Raw genomic sequence first — 15,709 nt, 5'->3', positions numbered from 1 at the left:
TTCAAGGTTGGCATTTTCAAGGTTGGCATTTTCAAGGTTGGCATTTTCAAGGTTGACGTTGGAGAGTTTGGCACCTTCAAAGTTGGCATTTTCAAGGTTGGCGTTAGAAAGCTTGGCATTTTCAAGGTTGGCGTTGGAAAGCTTGGCACTTTCAAAGTTGGCATGTTCGAGGTCGGCACTGGAGAAGTTGGCACTGGAGAAGTCGGCATCTTTGAGATTGGCATCTTTGAGATTGGCACCTTCAAAGTTGACATCAAATAAGTCGGCATTTTCGATTTGGGTACTTTGTTTGAGGTCAACTCTCTTGAGGTTGGCACGTTCGAGATCGGCACCTTCAAAGTTGGCGCGTTCGAGGTCAGCATCTTCAAGGTTGGCACTCTTGAGGTCAGCACTCTTAAGGTCGGCACTGGTTAGGTTGGCATCTTCAAGATTGGCACTCTTGAGGTCGGCACTGGTTAGGTCGGCACTGGTTAGGTCGGCAGTATTGAGGTTGGCACGTTTGAGTTTGGCACGTTTGAGCTTGGCACTCTTAAGTTCGGCACCTTTGAGGTTAGCACTGGAGAAATTGGCATTTTCAAGGTTGGCACTGGAGAAATTGGCATCTTCAAGTTTGGTACCTTCAAGGTCGGCATCATTGAATGAAATATTATTCGGGGTTTTTCCTGCCTTAACCAGTTTTTCCAGCGCTTCAATTCTTGCTGTACTGTCTTTTTGTCCTTGAAGAGCTTCGACAGTATCCAAAAGTTGTTTTATTTCTATCTTTCTATATACAACAGTTCCTACATATATTACTAAAACCACGAGGAGAATAGAAGCAAAACCAATTGACCTAAAGCGATTATTTTTTATGTCCATAATACTTTGCTAAATAAAATCACAAACTCAACTCGATTGCTCCCGAAAGCTTCCCTCTTCAGACACAACTTCAACTGCACAATAAAATTGGTCAGCATTGGCTGGGATTTCCTGGAGGTAAGCCTAGTTGTTTGCGAAATTCTGGGTCGTAGCAAGCTCTCTCCCAATTTTTAGCTGCTTTGAGCTTTTGAAGAGTTAGGTTTTGGGCATTTTGAAGGTTAGCACCTTGAAGATTGGCACCTTGAAGATTAGCACCTTGAAGATTTGTACTCTTGAGGTCGGCATCTTCAAGGTCGGCATCTTCAAGGTTGGCATCTTCAAGGTTGGCACTCTTGATGTTGACACCTTGAAGGTTAGCACCTTGAAGGTTAGCACCTTGAAGGTTAGCACTAGTGAAGTTGGTACTGCTGAGGTTAGCGCCTTGAAGGTGGACATCTCTGAGATTGACGCTGGTTAGATTGCTATTGCTGAGGTTGGCATTGCTGAGGTTGGCATTAGTTAGGTTGGCACTGGTTAGGTCGGCACTGCTGAGGTCGGCACTCTTGAGGTCGGCACTGCTGAGGTCGGCACTCTTGAGGTCGGCACTCTTGAGGTCGGCACGCTCCAGCTTGGCACTGGTTAGGTTGGCACTCTTGAGGTCGGCTTCTTTAAGGTCGGCATCTTCAAGGTTGACACTGGAGAAATCAACATCATTCAATGGAATATTCTTCAGGCTGTTATCAGCCTTAACCAATTTTTCCAGCGCTTCAATTCTTGCTGTACTGTCTTTTTGTTCTTGAGCAACTTCGACACTATTCCAAAGTAGTTTTATTTGGATCTTTCTCACTACAACAATTCCCACAAATATTACTAAAGCCACAAGGGGAATAAAAGCAAAACCAATCGGACTAAAGCGATTATTTTGTATGTCCATAATACTTTATTAAATAAACTCACAAACTCAACTCGATTGTGCTAGGTTTACAGTTTCCTCCTTTTGAAATCCCTTGGCTTCATTTAGTTGTTTCTCTAGAAGCAAATAATCAGTTGATTCATTGGCTTGTATTATATAAAAGCAAAAAATCCTGAATATGACTTACTCGCTTCGGTAATTTTATTAGTATCAGTTTGGCATTATCACACAGACTCTTAATTGAGGCAAGAGTTTTTTTTACTCGTGCTGAGTTTGATAAATAAAGAAAGCCATCAAAAACTTTCTGTCTTACAGGGAAGTTAGGACGCTAAAACGAGATATTCAGATGAAATTAATAAAGCCTCTGAAATACATGGTGAGTTGATGAGAAAAAATTAAAGATAAGTAAAAGGTAGTAATCCCACCTTCTGCAAATGAATAAATATATTCACGCTCAGATTTGCACATTTGTTTGACAAATCTATGACAAATTCATGACGCAAAGGTGACGAGATTGATTATGCTGCTTAAAAGTAGCAACTTCATGACTGGTTGTATATAGAAAAATTAATAACATTCTGGATGGTTCTATCTTAATATCGGCACATACTGATACAATGGTTGAAACTCAAGCTCTTAAATAGTGATTAGACAGTCAGGGCAAATCATCGGGTTTCCGAAAGAGTAATCGAAAGCCGCTGATTCCCAACTTATTAAAGTGGAAATTTTGTTATTGACCTTAAGCTAATGTACTTTTAATTTGCATAACCAAGGCAGGTAATATGCCCACCCCACAATAGTTTTACTTCCAGGTAATATGCAAGTTAAATCTCTAAGAGCTTAACTCATGCCGTAATCTGTTGTTACCCAAGATTATGCAGTTCTTCCTAATATACTTCCGGCGTGTTGATGTCTAATAGCACAGCCAGAGTCTGAAATTTAATCTGATAAATTGTTGATAACTTAATAATGTTTTACCTTCACTCCCTTGGAGTGAACTTTTATAAGTATCCATGCGAGTAGATGTAGCTGCTGCGAGAAGAATAGCAAAGTGTGGCAATTTTAGACTAATCCTAAACTTGACTTATTCCATTTACTCAAACCGCGACGCTTCAGTTGTAACTCATATTTATTTAAATACAGCAATCCTAATGCACTATATATGAGAATACCCAGATCCCCGACTTCTTGGAGAAGTTGGGGATCTAAGTCGGGATCTAAATCCAGCTTCAGGAAGTGACATACCACTCTACATTACTCCCCAATCTAAGATTAATTACCATCGTCATCTATACTAAGTTAGATTCTACAGAGGTTGTATTTTCTAACCAAAGTTGTATATACAGGAGTTATCACAAAGTAATTTAATATTCCCATATTACCTAATTTTTGAAAACTAATTAATATTTAAGGAAATAAAATCTATCTAAAGATGTAATTTGAATGATTATAGAATTATTTTAAAATATACAATAAAATACCATAAACTAACAAAACTAATATCTGGTGACAAACTATTACTCGAAATATATTCAAGAATTACGCAAAATTATGAAATAACATAGGCGCATTTGCGGAGCGTCTCATTAGCGCAGCCTCTTTTAGAGAATAGAAGCAGGTTTCCCCAAAGTTCTTGCGTAAGTCTTAATATTGTGAAACCATAGCTTGTGACTTGCTGATACAACTGTAACTAGCCTGTCTCTCGCCTCACTCCAGAAAAAAGTACTGGTACTAGTAACGATCATGACGCCATCTCCAAATTCAGAAAACAATCAGAAACCATCTAATCGTCGTCCCTGGCTGCTGCTTTTAGGACGTACCAGTTTGGCTCTGGGTGGGGTTTTGCTGGTTGGAATTGCAGTTGGTGCTTGGTGGGCTAGAAGCTATGTATATAAAGATTTAGCACCGTTAGTGCAGCAAAATCTTCAGCAATTGCTTGGGCGTCCAGTAAAAGTAGGGAAAGTTGAACGTTTTTCGCTCTCTAGTCTAAGATTTAGCTCTCTATCAATACCGGCAACTCCCAATGATCAAGATCAGGTGGTAGCAAAAGCTTTGGAGGTGCAGTTCTCGCCCTTGGAACTCCTCTTTAACCGAAAACTGGCATTAAATGTCACCTTAGTTCAACCCAATGTCTACATCCAACAGGATAAAGATGCTCGTTGGGTGACAGCGCAAGTTAAGGCGGCTGAAGGACAAGGCTTTATTCAAACTGAGTTGCAGACACTTCAAATTCAAGATGGCGATGTCGAGTTGATGCCATTCGCCGCACCAACTAAACCGAAAGGTTCAGTAATATTAGATCAAGTTGGTGGTGTTGCCCGATTTTCAGATCAAAATCAAAGGATCGGTTATGACATCAATGCTCAACTCACTAGGGGAGGCGCTGTTAAAATCGTTGGCGAAACACAACTAAAAGCTCAACAAACTAGCCTCAAGCTGCAAACACAAAATTTACAAGCATCTGATGTCAGTCGATTAATTCAGTTGCCAATTGCCTTGCAAGCAGGGTATTTAAATGCTGATTTAGAGGTTCAGATTCCAGCCAAACTGTCAGAAATAGCAGTTACGGGAACTGCTACAGCTAATCAAGTTACTGCTAAAATTCAAAATATTCCTCAGCAGGTTTCTAATTTTAATGGGAGTTTTGTATTTCAGGGTCAAACAGTTGCTTTAAATAATCTGAGTACGAATTTTGGTAAGGTTCCGATTCTAGCTAATGGAACAATTAATAGTAAAACAGGTTTTAATGTCTCGGCTCAGATAAAACCTGTTAGTGCAAAAAATATCTTAGACACATTGAATGTAAATTCGTCAATCCCAGCTAGTGGCGAAATTCAAGCAAATATTCAGGTACGCGGCGCACTTGGGCAACCAGTCGTCAATGGTACAGTAAGCAACACAAAACCTATTCAAGTTGATCGCGTTCAATTAAAAAGCGTCAATACTGATTTCCGCTTAAATGCATCTCAAACTGCATCTCAACTTACTGTCTCCAATCTGAAAATAGTCCCCGCAGCCGGTGGTGAAATTACAGGCGCCGGTGAAGCTAAATTGGGAGTCAAAAAAGATGTAATATTTAATGCTCAAGCTGATGGGATATCAGGGGATATACTAGCACGCAGCTATGGCGTTACTCTACCGATCGCAGTTGGGAATATTTCAGGAAAAGCCCAAATTTCTGGCTCACTTGACAAACAGCCGTTGAAACTTGATATTACTAGCGTTCAAGTAACGCCCCCAGCCGGAGGGCAAATCACAGCCAATGGTCAAATTCAACTGGCTCCCCAAGGTCAGGTAGGCGTAAATATTCAAGCTAAAGGTATCCCAGGAAATGCGATCGCTCAAGGTTACGGCATCTCAACTCCGATTAATGTTGGTGGTATATCTGCGAACGCCAAAATTTCGGGTTCTTTGGGTACACCGTTAAACGTCAACGTTGCTCGCGTTCAGGCAAATCCAGAGGTAGGAGGGCAAGTTACAGCCAGTGGTCAACTTCAGCTTGCACCCAAAGGTAGGGTATCATTTAATGTGCAAGCAGAAAATTTACCAGGGGATGCGATCGCACGAGCGTACAAATCCTCACCTTCGATCACCATTGGGAATGTATCGGCAAATGCCAATATTTCTGGGACTCTGAGCAACCTGCAAACAGTAGCGCGGGTGCAAGCGCCTAGCGCCACCTATCCCACTACCGGACGAGTTGTTATTGCCAAACAAGGAGAAAATATCCTTTTCCCAGATGTGGTTTTGAACGTCGCAGGCGGGACAATCAGCGCTAGTGGCCAACTTGCACAACAACGCTGGCAAGGGGTTGTCAAAACTTCTCAAATTCAACTCAACCGTTTCTCACCACAACTACGAGGACGGCTCAATAGCAATATTCAGTTATCAGGCACAACAAAATCTTTCCAGCTTGCAGATATTCGCGCCGCCGGACAAATCAGCCTACCCCTTGGGGTAGCACTGCTGGAAAAACCGCTCACCGCTCGATTTAAGTGGAATGGAGAGCAGATTATAGTTGAAAACGCAAGTACCGCAGGAGTGAGTGCTAATGGGGCGATCGCTATTCAATCTCCACCAACTGGCGCACCCCAAATCGCAGGATTTAATTTAAACGTACTGGCAGAGAATTTCAACTTAAAAAATACTGGCTTCAAAGTTCCTGGTGGCGTAGCAGTAGCGGGGCTAGTTGATTTTAATGGACAAGTTACAGGCACTCCAGATGTTCCCCAAGCTAATGGTAATATCCGGCTGCGGAATTTCCAGGTCAGTAACTTAACATTTGACCCACTTTTAACCGGAAACGTGAATTTTCAAGGGGGACAAGGGGCAAGTCTGCGATTAGCTGGAAAACAAGATAGGATTGCGCTTAACCTGGGTGCAGATTATCGTCCCACTTCATTTTTAGTTCAACGAGATAGGGCAGTTACTACAGGTAGAACTGAGGGAGAGAACTTGCTCATCAACGCCCAAGAGTTTCCCATCGCTTTGATTGGGGGCTTTTTACCTAACAATCAATTGAAACCACTGGCGGGGCAATTATCGGGGAATTTAGTTGTCAATCTAAATAATTATGCAGTTGCGGGAGACGTTGCGATCGCAGCGCCTCGTGTTGCTAGAGTTGCAGCAGATGAATTTCGCGGCACGATCAATTATGCCGATGGTACTGCTAGTTTAGCTAATGGTCAATTGCGGATTGCAGATAGCACCATCGCCCTGAGTGGAAATGTGCAAACAGGGAATGACCCGCAATTTCAATTTCAAGCTAATTTTGAGCAAACCAAAATCCAGAGACTTTTACAAGCGTTTAGTATCTTCGACTTTCAAGACTTTGGTACCGGATTACAGCCTCCGAAGTTGGCTAAAGCAGAAGTACTTAACACTGAATCTATCAGTTTGCCCGATGCAGATTTGCAAACCCAGTTAGCATATTTCTCAAAAGTTACCGCATTGGCAGCAAAACAACAACAAGTAAAGACAAAACAAACTCCATCTTTGCCCACTCTTGCAGAATTAACGGGTGCTTTAAGTGGAGCAATTACAGCCAATGGCTCATTAAAATCTGGGTTGAATGTCGGCTTTAATTTTCAAGGTGCTAACTGGCAATGGGGTGAGTACTCCATCAATCAAGTCATTGCTCAAGGTAGTTTTGCCGATGGTATTGTCACACTTTCGCCCTTGAGTGTTGGGATAAATCAAGGACTTGTAGCGTTTTCAGGACAGTTAGGAACTGAGCAACTATCTGGTAAGTTGAATGTAGCAAGTTTACCTTTATCACTTTTAGAGCCTTTTATCGAAAAATACCCCATAGATATTACTGGGAAAGTGAATGCTGACGCCACATTAGCAGGTAGTTTACAAGACCCTAGTGTTAAAGGGCAAGTAGCGATCGCGGATGCAACTCTCAATAAACAACCTGTGCAAACCGGACAAGTCAACTTTGATTACAACAAAGCTCGCTTGAATTTTGATAGTACCTTATTAGTGACAGGAACGCAGCCAGTTGCCATTACAGGTAGCGTACCTGCTCCTTTGCCTTTTGCCGCAGTGCAACCAGATAGCAATCAAATCAGCATCAACGCCAATGTGCAAAATGAAGGATTGGCACTGTTAAACCTGTTTACTAACAATCAAGTCGCTTGGGTAGACGGTCAAGGAAAAGTAGATTTAAATGTTCAAGGTACTTTAAACGAACCAATTATCAACGGCAATGCCACACTTAATAATGCAACTTTTAGCGCTCAAGCTTTATCTGAACCCCTAACGAATGTCACAGGAACAGTGCAATTTAATGGTAAAACGCTGAATGTCGAAGGTATCCAAGGTACTTACAATAAAGGGCAAGTGACTGCATCAGGTATTCTGCCAATTTTTAGTCCTGGGCAAGTCGCAGCGAATCCCCTGACAGTATCAATAGCAGACAAACTCAATTTTAAGTTGGCAGGATTGTATGAAGGCGGTGTCGGCGGCGATGTCGTAATTCGCGGAACAGCGTTAAAACCTCTAATTGGTGGAGAGATTAAACTCAGTGATGGTCAGGTGATTATTGGAAACTCGACTACTGCTAAGAAAAAATCAGCAGGGACAACACAGGCTAACGCTAACGTCATAAACAGAGAAGAGGTTAACGCTAACCTCACACCTACACCAGAGAATAGCACTAAGCCAGTGGCTACAGCGAACGCAAGCACTAGCGCAGTAACTCCACCCAATTTACCTATAGAGTTTGCAGATTTAAAGTTGACTTTAGACAAGGATATTCGTGTTACCACTCAGTCCCTATTGAGCTTTGTACCAGGAGGAGCGGCATTGAGTCAGCCCCTATTGAGCTTTGACGCCAAAGGCGACTTGACCATTAATGGTACATTCGCCAAGCCGCTTCCTGAAGGCGTCATTCGTTTGACAGGAGGAAGACTGAGCTTATTTTCGACTCAGTTCACCTTGGCGCGAGGCTATGAACAAACTGCGCGGTTTACTCCTAGTCAAGGACTTGACCCGACTTTAGATGTGCGACTTACCGCAATTGTACCGGAAGCATCCGCAAGGAACAGTCAAACTTTGGAATCACCATTGTCTTCTGAAGTCAGCGATGTTTCTGTAAACAACTTTGGGACTTTACGTACCATTACCATTCAAGCCAGCGTCAACGGGCCAGCTAGTGAATTGGGTAACAATCTAGAACTGACGAGTGAACCCAGCCGTAGTAAGGGAGAGATAGTTTCTCTGCTGGGTGGCTCGATTCTGAATTCTTTTGGTCAAACAGATGCAAGCCAAGGACTGACTAATTTCGCTAGTTCTACCATTTTAGGTGGTTTGCAAGGAACTATCACTGCGATCGGACAGTCTGTTGGTTTCAGTGAGTTTCGGATATATCCGACTCCATCTACTAATAATAATAAAACAGCGATCGCTTCAGTTCTTAATTTATCAGCAGAAGGTGTATTTGACATCAATAAAAATTTCTCTGCCTCTTTATCACGCGCTCTTACTAGCGATGAGCCTTTCCTTTACAATGTGCTATATCGAGTCAATGACGAAATTCTCATGCGCGGCTCAACTAATTTGGGGGATGAAAATCAATTCCAAGTTCAGTATGAAACCCGATTTTAGATCAATACAGTTGAGTTAAGCATTTCTTCCTTCTCTTCCTTCTCTACGAGAAATTTTAACTGTTTTTGCCCCTAGCGGATCACTGATGATTAAGCTGATGGTTTGGATGTTCATCCTTTGTAAGCGTAGGTGATACTGCCGTTACCACGCTTTGTTCTTGGGCTTGTATTTCCAGTAGTTGGGGAATCGTCACAAATCGATAGCCTTGAGCCTTTAAACCTGCGATCATTTCTGGTAAAGCTTTGACAGATTTGGAACGGTTCCCGCCCCCATCGTGCAACAGTACAATTGCACCGGGTTTTGCATATTTCAGCACATTTTTGACCAGCATTGGCACTTGAGGCGAATGACGTTCAGCATCTCCTGACTCTTCTGACCACATCATGACGGCGTACTTCTTGTTTTCGGCATATTCGGCTAATCCATTGTTCAAAAAGCCACCAGGGGGACGAAACAGAGTAGTTTTCTCTCCAGTAGTCTTGTAGATGATCTCTGCTGTGCGATCAATTTCACTAGCCGCAGTCACTAAGTCCATATGGCGATACCAATGATGCCATGTGTGATTGCCAATTACATGACCATCAGCAGCCACTTGCTTGGCAACCTGGGGAAAATATTTCACCATTTCTCCAATCATGAAGAATGTCGCTTTGATATGATTTGTCTTCAAAATTTCTAAAATCTGTGCCGTGTTTTTGGGGCCAGGGCCATCATCAAAAGTTAGGGCAATGACTTTTTCATTTGCTTTTAGTTTCCCTTGATAAACGATTGTTCCCTGAAAACGTTTTGGCACTTCATTCATCTGGTTTATTGCTGGGGAAACAGCCTGTGCAGATGCACTCATCACCCTACCTAAACCCGCTCTCGTATTCTTGCTTTTTGGTGTTTGAATTCCGAACAGATGGTTAAATCTAGTTGTGCCTACAAGCAGACTGATACCCAAACTAGTAACACCAGTAAGCAATATAATGATTCCTACTTTCAAACTTAGAGCTAATTTATGACTGGACACATTAAATCTCCTTAAATATTAGTCATTGGGCATTGGGCATTGGGCATTGGGCATTTCCCCCTGCTCCCCTCCTCCCTCATTTCCCTCTTATATAATTCGCACTCGGTTGTAAATTAATATATCTGCTGCTAAAAGAAAAAAGAATAAAATACCCTGAAACATCCCAGCTAAAGCTAAAGGAAGTCTCAATTTAATAGAGTTAGCTAAATTATGCGTAAACATCGCTCTTTATCCCACCATACACCGCAGCTTTGGGACTCGCACTAACTACCCGGACGCTGAAACCAAAAAATAATAAATGTTTAATATAAAAGCATTCAACATAAAAATAACCTAATGGTGATGTGGGGCGCGATCGCTGCCTTGAAAGCCAGAAATCCTAGTTTTCATATACTTATACCCTCCCACATCACACGCAACACTATCTAATGTTACTCTTGAGACTCCTCAGAGATAGGTTCTGATTCGGTTTCAAGTTCTTCTGTTTTGACTTTGGCTGGGGGCTTAACGGGTTTTGGGCCACGCGCTAGGGCAGGATTCCCCGGCTGCCTATTTTCATCCCCATAGGACGCTTTTTTCTCTGTGCCAGACGAACGATTACGGGTCGGTTTTGAGCTTTTGGGGTTGGATTCAATCGGAGCTATAGAATCCGACTTTTCGGAATTGTTGTCAGTACTTCCTTGGGACTGACGTTCCGATTTCTTAATTGGGCGTTCTACCATTGTTGATTTTTGTAAATTTATCTGTATAATACATCGATTTGCTGAAAATGGGTGCGTTATCGATAGCTGAACGCACCCGATAACTATTTAACAAAATTAGGTCGTGCCTCTTGCCTTGATTTAAACTTTGACTCTAAAACTGCCCAATTTTCTTGCTCGATTAAGTCAGTCAACTCATCGAGATTGTGACGGTATTGTTGGAGCGATCGCAGCAATGCTTGACGATTATACCGCGCCATCATCACGCCTAACTCTGGATTCCCACCACCCACACGACTGGTATCGCGAAAACCTGAACTAGCTAACTTTTGGGCTAATTGCAAAATATCGGGGTCAGTTTCACTCAAACAAGCAGCAATCAACGAGGAACTGACCATTACAGGTAAATGGGAAATCCAACTAACAGCTCGGTCATGTTGCTCTGGTTCACAAGAGTAGAGATTCGCTCCCAGCGATCGCACAATTTCTTCCACAACGGTAATTGCAGTGGTTGGTGTTGTAGCGATCGGTGTTAGGACATAAGGTTTATCGACAAATAAATGTCGCTGTGCAGCTTCTATGCCACTGTCTGTTCTGCCCGCCATTGGATGACCGCCGATAAAATTATTCCAAAGGGGAGAAATCGCGTTGACTATCTGTGCTTTCGCCGAACCCACATCAGTCACGACGGTAGCGACAGACAAATGAGCGATCAACTGTTCAAATTGGGGCACAATGAGGGCGAGAGGTGTACAAATAAATACAACCTCTGCGGTTGCCAACAGGCTCAGATCAACTGATGCTTGATCAACACTGCCGAGGGCAACTGCCTTTTCACAGGTGGATTCACGGCGGCTGACTCCTAAGATATGATGTCCTTGCGATCGCAAATCAAAACCCAAAGATCCGCCGATCAGTCCCAGTCCTAAAATCCCAATATTCATTTTTGATTTTGACATTCCGTTTTTTATGATACCAGCTATTAAAGTTGGCATCCAAGGGGTAACATCAATGACTGTAGAGGAATTACTGGAACAATACGCGGCAGGAGTCTTAAACTTTAGTGGTGTTGACCTCTCGGAAGCTAACCTGAGTGGGGCTAAACTCAGTGGCGTGAATTTTAGCAATGCCAATTTGAGTATAGTCAACCTGAGTGGCGCGAATCTGAGTGAAGCTAACTTCAGCAATGCCAAGCTGAATGTAGCCAGACTCAGTGGCGCGAATCTAGCTAGCGCGATCATGAACAATGCCAGTCTCAACGTCGCTAATTTGATTCGAGCGGATCTGAGCCGCGCTCAACTAAGAGGAGCGACGCTGATCCGCGCCGAGTTAATTCGCGCTGACCTCAGTCGCGCCGATCTATTGGAGGCTGACCTCACCAGTGCCGATCTGCGAGAGGCGACACTCCGCCAAGCGAATCTCCGTCAGGCTAACTTGAGTGAAGCCCTCTTGAGGGGCGCTTTTCTGACAGGAGCCAACTTGGAGATGGCTAACTTAAATGCCACTGACCTCTATCGCTCTGACCTGAGCGGCGCAAATTTGCGAGATGCCGAACTCAGACAAGCCAATCTCAGCCGTGCTAACTTGAGCGGAGCAGACTTGAGCGGGGCGAACCTCCGGTGGGCAGAGTTAAGCGGCGCAAATCTCCGGTGGGCAGATTTGAGCGGCGCAAAATTGAGCGGGGCTAATTTAATTGGCGCAGATTTAAGCAATGCCAATTTAACGAATACCAGTTTAATCCACGCCAATTTAACTCAGGCAAAATTAATTAGAGCGGAATGGATTGGTGCTGATTTAACAGGAGCAACTTTAACTGGGGCAAAACTTTATGCCACCTCCAGGTTTGGTTTAAAAACCGAAAGTATGATTTGTGAATGGGTTGATCTTAGCCCCACAGGCGATCGCTCGATTATCCAAAAGTTCGATTCCGAAGACTCACGAGATTTTTTTAACGAAACACCGCCAACAATCCGAATTATTGTTGATGCAGCCCTAGAACATGAAGCCAATTTTGCGATCGCTGGCGCTTACTACCAAATTGCTCACGAATACCGGGGGCTGAAACAACCCCCAAGCATCGAAATTGGGCGTCGTCGAACTGTTTTCACCTTTCATTTAGATACCGACGAAGGATTATTTCCCACTGCTTACATTGTGATTCTTCCCTTTTTAGATGCGGCATCTACCCAAAAAAATATTTCCAGTATGCTGGAAATGATTAACAGTGAAGTTGTTGCCAACCAAGATTTAAAATCGCCCCATCTGGTGAAACAATTAAATATTCTTTTAGAGCAAGCCATGAGTCATGCTACGACAATTAAACAGATGAAAAAAAATATCGAAGTAGCCGCAAAGTTAAATTTTTGCAAAGCCCCAACCAAAATAGTTTTAACGAATTCCAGCGCTCACACTTTGATTGTCTATGACCATCCCAACTTTGGGAAGAGATTTATTAATCGCTCTGCTCTCAATGCTTCAGGTCATGATGATACATCCCATGAATCAACAAAATATATATTGCCTTCGTTAAATATGGTTATGGATTTTGTCAAAGGATTTCACTATATTAGTCATTAGCCATTGGCCAAACAGGCCAAACAGGGCATTAGTTATTGGACAAATGACAAATAACAAATTTCTGGAGGATAAAAATGCGCGATACCTTTAATAAAATGATCGGTCGAAATCGCTATGTAGTCTTTCGCCTATTTCTACACTTAGGGGGAGGCGAGGTAGCACCAATTATGGGAGTATTGAATAGTGCTGGACGGGATGCGATCGATGCCGATGGCGATTTAGAAGTTTTGGGAGAAGGATTGGTAGAAATTAGCCAAACCCTGCTGCAATACGATGAATATTGGCTTTCTGCTGCCAACGAAGGCGATGTATTTTGGGATGAAGGCGAGGCGGGAGATTACGTGAATGAATTATTTACTGACTCTGCCCAAAGATATCTCAGTGAACCAGATTACAGTTCTGATGGATTGAATGAACCTTTATCTATACCTGTAACCCGCAACGTCATTGTGATTATTACGGTAGCTTATGAAGGAGAAATACCACAGTTAGAAACTGATCTTTCTAATGTTCAGTCGCTGAAGGAAGCTTTTAAAGCCTTAATCAATTTGCATTACAAACATAAACTCAAGGCAATTCAAGTACATTTCTCCCCAGCACAGTTAGGCGATGAACTCACTAGCGATCAGCTGTTGCAATATTACCCAGAATTGATTCCTTTGTAATCTGTTGGGTAGTCCGTACTTACTATTCACATCAAGAAATTGTTAAGCTCAGAGATAGGACAATAATCCAATGATCATGACCATAGTACGTAAATTTACAGCCGTTTTTTTAGCTCTGAGTTTGTGTCTGACAACTGTCGCTTGTGGAGGCGAAAACCAAACTAATTCTGGTTCTCCCGCTAAGAACGTTAGCCAAAGCTCTGCTAACACCAAGCTGAGTGACGGTGAATATCAAATACAACAAGCTACATACGACGATGCAACTGGGGAATACAGCCTGTTTTTACTTAACAATAATCCCCCAACCTTTGCAACCGAAAATTTGCAAATGGCACGGTTAACTGATGATCAAATCAAGCAAGGTAAGAAAAGCTATCTAAAGGTAGAAAAAGGACAACCGATTTTATATGTGACAGAAGACTTTAAAATTGAGTACGTCCACAACGTTACCGAGAATAAAACAAATCCTCAAACAGGACAACAAGAGACGGTTGTAGTCCGTCGAGAAAATAATTTCTGGGCACCCTTTGCTGGGTCTGTAGCTGGTAGCTTGGCTGGTCAGGCAATTGGTAGTATGTTGTTTAGACCTCAATATTATGTACCCCCTGTCTATCAATCAGGTCAAGGATTAAGTGGCTTCGGTGGATATGGGGGAAGCTATGGCCAAGCAGTTCAAAACTATCAAACTCGCTATAATGCGCCACCCGCAGCCGTAACAAATCGCACTGCCTTCCGCAATACAGGCACAATTAGAAGGTCATATCCGGGAAATTCAACTATACGCAATACACCGCGTAGCACTACAGGTAATAACCGTCCTTCGGGTTCTGGTTTTGGTGGTAGCAGCTTGCGACCCTCTGGCAGAGCCACCTCACCCAGACGCAATTCTGGTAGTAGTTTTGGTAGTGGGCGTAGTTCAGCACCCAGCCGTTCAGGTGGTTTTGGCAGCAGACGCCGTTAGAAAATTCCAAATTTAATAAATAGACTGCCTAAGAAGCCGGAGGATCACAAGTCAACCCTCCGGCTTCTCTTTATATCTTTTCAGTCTGCAAATATCCGCCCTAAGAAAGTTACTATTTCAGACCAAGCAGCAGTGGTAGCACTAGAATCATAACGATAACCGTCGTCGCGCATGAATGTATGTTCTGCTTCATACAAAAGAACTTTGTGAGGCACGTTAGCATTCTCAATTGCTCTGATTATGGTTTGGCGATCGCTATCTGGGATATGAGGATCAAGAGTACCGAATACCATTAGCATCTCGCCTTTGATTTCACTTACCCGCTCGATTGTATCGGCTACCTCTTTACCCAGTTTACCACTAGGAATACCAGTCGGGTAACAGCAGACGCAAGCCCGAATTTCGCTTTTAAATGCGGCGCGGAAAGCTAAATGTCCACCAATACAAAAGCCGAGAGTGCCTATTTTATTTGGAGAAACCGCACTCTCTGTTTTAAGAAATTCAATTATAGCAAGGCAATCGGCATCATAATCAGCTACGGAGGTTCGACGCGCATCGTCATTACCCCGCATCCGTCCCAGATCGTCTGGCTCAATTACTAAACCAACTGGCTCAATTCGGTGAAAAATTTCTGGAGCTGCTACTACATAGCCATATCCTGCTAAGTAGTTAGCTAGACGAATCATCGCATCACCTAACTGATAAATATCACTATAGAAGACAATACCAGGGTATTTCCCTACTGCTTTGGGAGCCGCAACATAAACACGCATTAAGCTGCCATCTACTCTTAACTCAACGTTGCGCTTAGTGATTTGCACTTTTTTGTCTCCGTGTTACGCTTGCTGTCATTAGCTTCTACACTTTAGCGCCGCAGCATCCGGTTATTTTCAACCCACAATTTGGCGTTTTTCTGCCATGATTGCGATCGCTTAA

11 protein-coding genes are annotated in these 15,709 nt (G+C 42.9%); 4 read left to right on the top strand and 7 right to left on the bottom strand.

What is annotated here, in order from left to right; genetic code table 11:
* The 3 genes from HWQ23_RS02390 to HWQ23_RS02380 all read right to left on the bottom strand — a co-directional run.
* On the bottom strand, positions 1-855 hold an 855-nt coding region (locus HWQ23_RS02390), incomplete at its 3' end, for a pentapeptide repeat-containing protein (protein WP_292823161.1).
* 91 nt (positions 856-946) lie between these two features.
* Positions 947-1,768, bottom strand: a complete 822-nt coding sequence (locus tag HWQ23_RS02385) for a pentapeptide repeat-containing protein (RefSeq protein ID WP_292823160.1) — start codon at positions 1,766-1,768, stop codon at positions 947-949.
* A 1,041-nt stretch (positions 1,769-2,809) separates the two neighbouring features.
* On the bottom strand, positions 2,810-2,995 hold the full coding sequence (locus HWQ23_RS02380) for a hypothetical protein (protein ID WP_292823159.1): 186 nt from the start codon (positions 2,993-2,995) through the stop codon (positions 2,810-2,812).
* 495 nt (positions 2,996-3,490) lie between these two features.
* Here HWQ23_RS02380 and HWQ23_RS02375 point away from each other — a divergent pair, with 495 nt between their 5' ends.
* Positions 3,491-8,857 carry a translocation/assembly module TamB domain-containing protein gene (locus HWQ23_RS02375; protein ID WP_292823158.1) on the top strand — a complete coding sequence of 1,789 codons (5,367 nt, stop codon included), beginning with the start codon at positions 3,491-3,493 and terminating at the stop codon, positions 8,855-8,857.
* Positions 8,858-8,936: 79 nt separating this feature from the next.
* Here HWQ23_RS02375 and HWQ23_RS02370 read toward each other — a convergent pair whose 3' ends face one another.
* The 3 genes from HWQ23_RS02370 to HWQ23_RS02360 all read right to left on the bottom strand — a co-directional run bounded on the left by HWQ23_RS02370 (position 8,937) and on the right by HWQ23_RS02360 (position 11,514).
* On the bottom strand, positions 8,937-9,869 hold the full coding sequence (locus HWQ23_RS02370; RefSeq protein ID WP_292823157.1) for a polysaccharide deacetylase family protein: 933 nt from the start codon (positions 9,867-9,869) through the stop codon (positions 8,937-8,939).
* 431 nt (positions 9,870-10,300) lie between these two features.
* Positions 10,301-10,591 carry a hypothetical protein gene (locus tag HWQ23_RS02365; RefSeq protein WP_292823156.1) on the bottom strand — a complete coding sequence of 97 codons (291 nt, stop codon included), beginning with the start codon at positions 10,589-10,591 and terminating at the stop codon, positions 10,301-10,303.
* Between the two features lie 83 nt (positions 10,592-10,674).
* The gene (locus tag HWQ23_RS02360; protein ID WP_292823164.1) at positions 10,675-11,514 is read right to left on the bottom strand and encodes a prephenate/arogenate dehydrogenase; all 840 of its coding nucleotides are present in this window, start codon (positions 11,512-11,514) and stop codon (positions 10,675-10,677) included.
* A gap of 67 nt (positions 11,515-11,581) precedes the next feature.
* Here HWQ23_RS02360 and HWQ23_RS02355 point away from each other — a divergent pair, with 67 nt between their 5' ends.
* The 3 genes from HWQ23_RS02355 (at position 11,582) to HWQ23_RS02345 (ending at position 14,773) form a co-directional block, all read left to right on the top strand.
* Entirely contained in the window at positions 11,582-13,147 is a 1,566-nt protein-coding gene (locus tag HWQ23_RS02355; protein ID WP_292823163.1) for a pentapeptide repeat-containing protein, read from the top strand.
* Between the two features lie 74 nt (positions 13,148-13,221).
* Positions 13,222-13,812, top strand: coding sequence for a DUF1517 domain-containing protein (locus HWQ23_RS02350; RefSeq protein ID WP_292823155.1), 591 nt, complete (start codon positions 13,222-13,224; stop codon positions 13,810-13,812).
* A gap of 70 nt (positions 13,813-13,882) precedes the next feature.
* Positions 13,883-14,773: a hypothetical protein gene (locus tag HWQ23_RS02345; RefSeq protein WP_292823154.1), complete on the top strand. Its 891-nt coding sequence runs from the start codon at positions 13,883-13,885 to the stop codon at positions 14,771-14,773.
* Between the two features lie 80 nt (positions 14,774-14,853).
* Here the strand turns inward: HWQ23_RS02345 and HWQ23_RS02340 are convergent, their stop codons facing one another.
* Positions 14,854-15,594, bottom strand: coding sequence for a dienelactone hydrolase family protein (locus HWQ23_RS02340; RefSeq protein WP_292823153.1), 741 nt, complete (start codon positions 15,592-15,594; stop codon positions 14,854-14,856).
* Positions 15,595-15,709: the final 115 nt, after the last annotated feature.

Origin of the sequence: Nostoc sp. JL33, from assembly GCF_017114985.1 — a bacterium.
Lineage (GTDB): Bacteria > Cyanobacteriota > Cyanobacteriia > Cyanobacteriales > Nostocaceae > Nostoc.
This window is presented reverse-complemented; position numbering and strand designations above follow the sequence as displayed.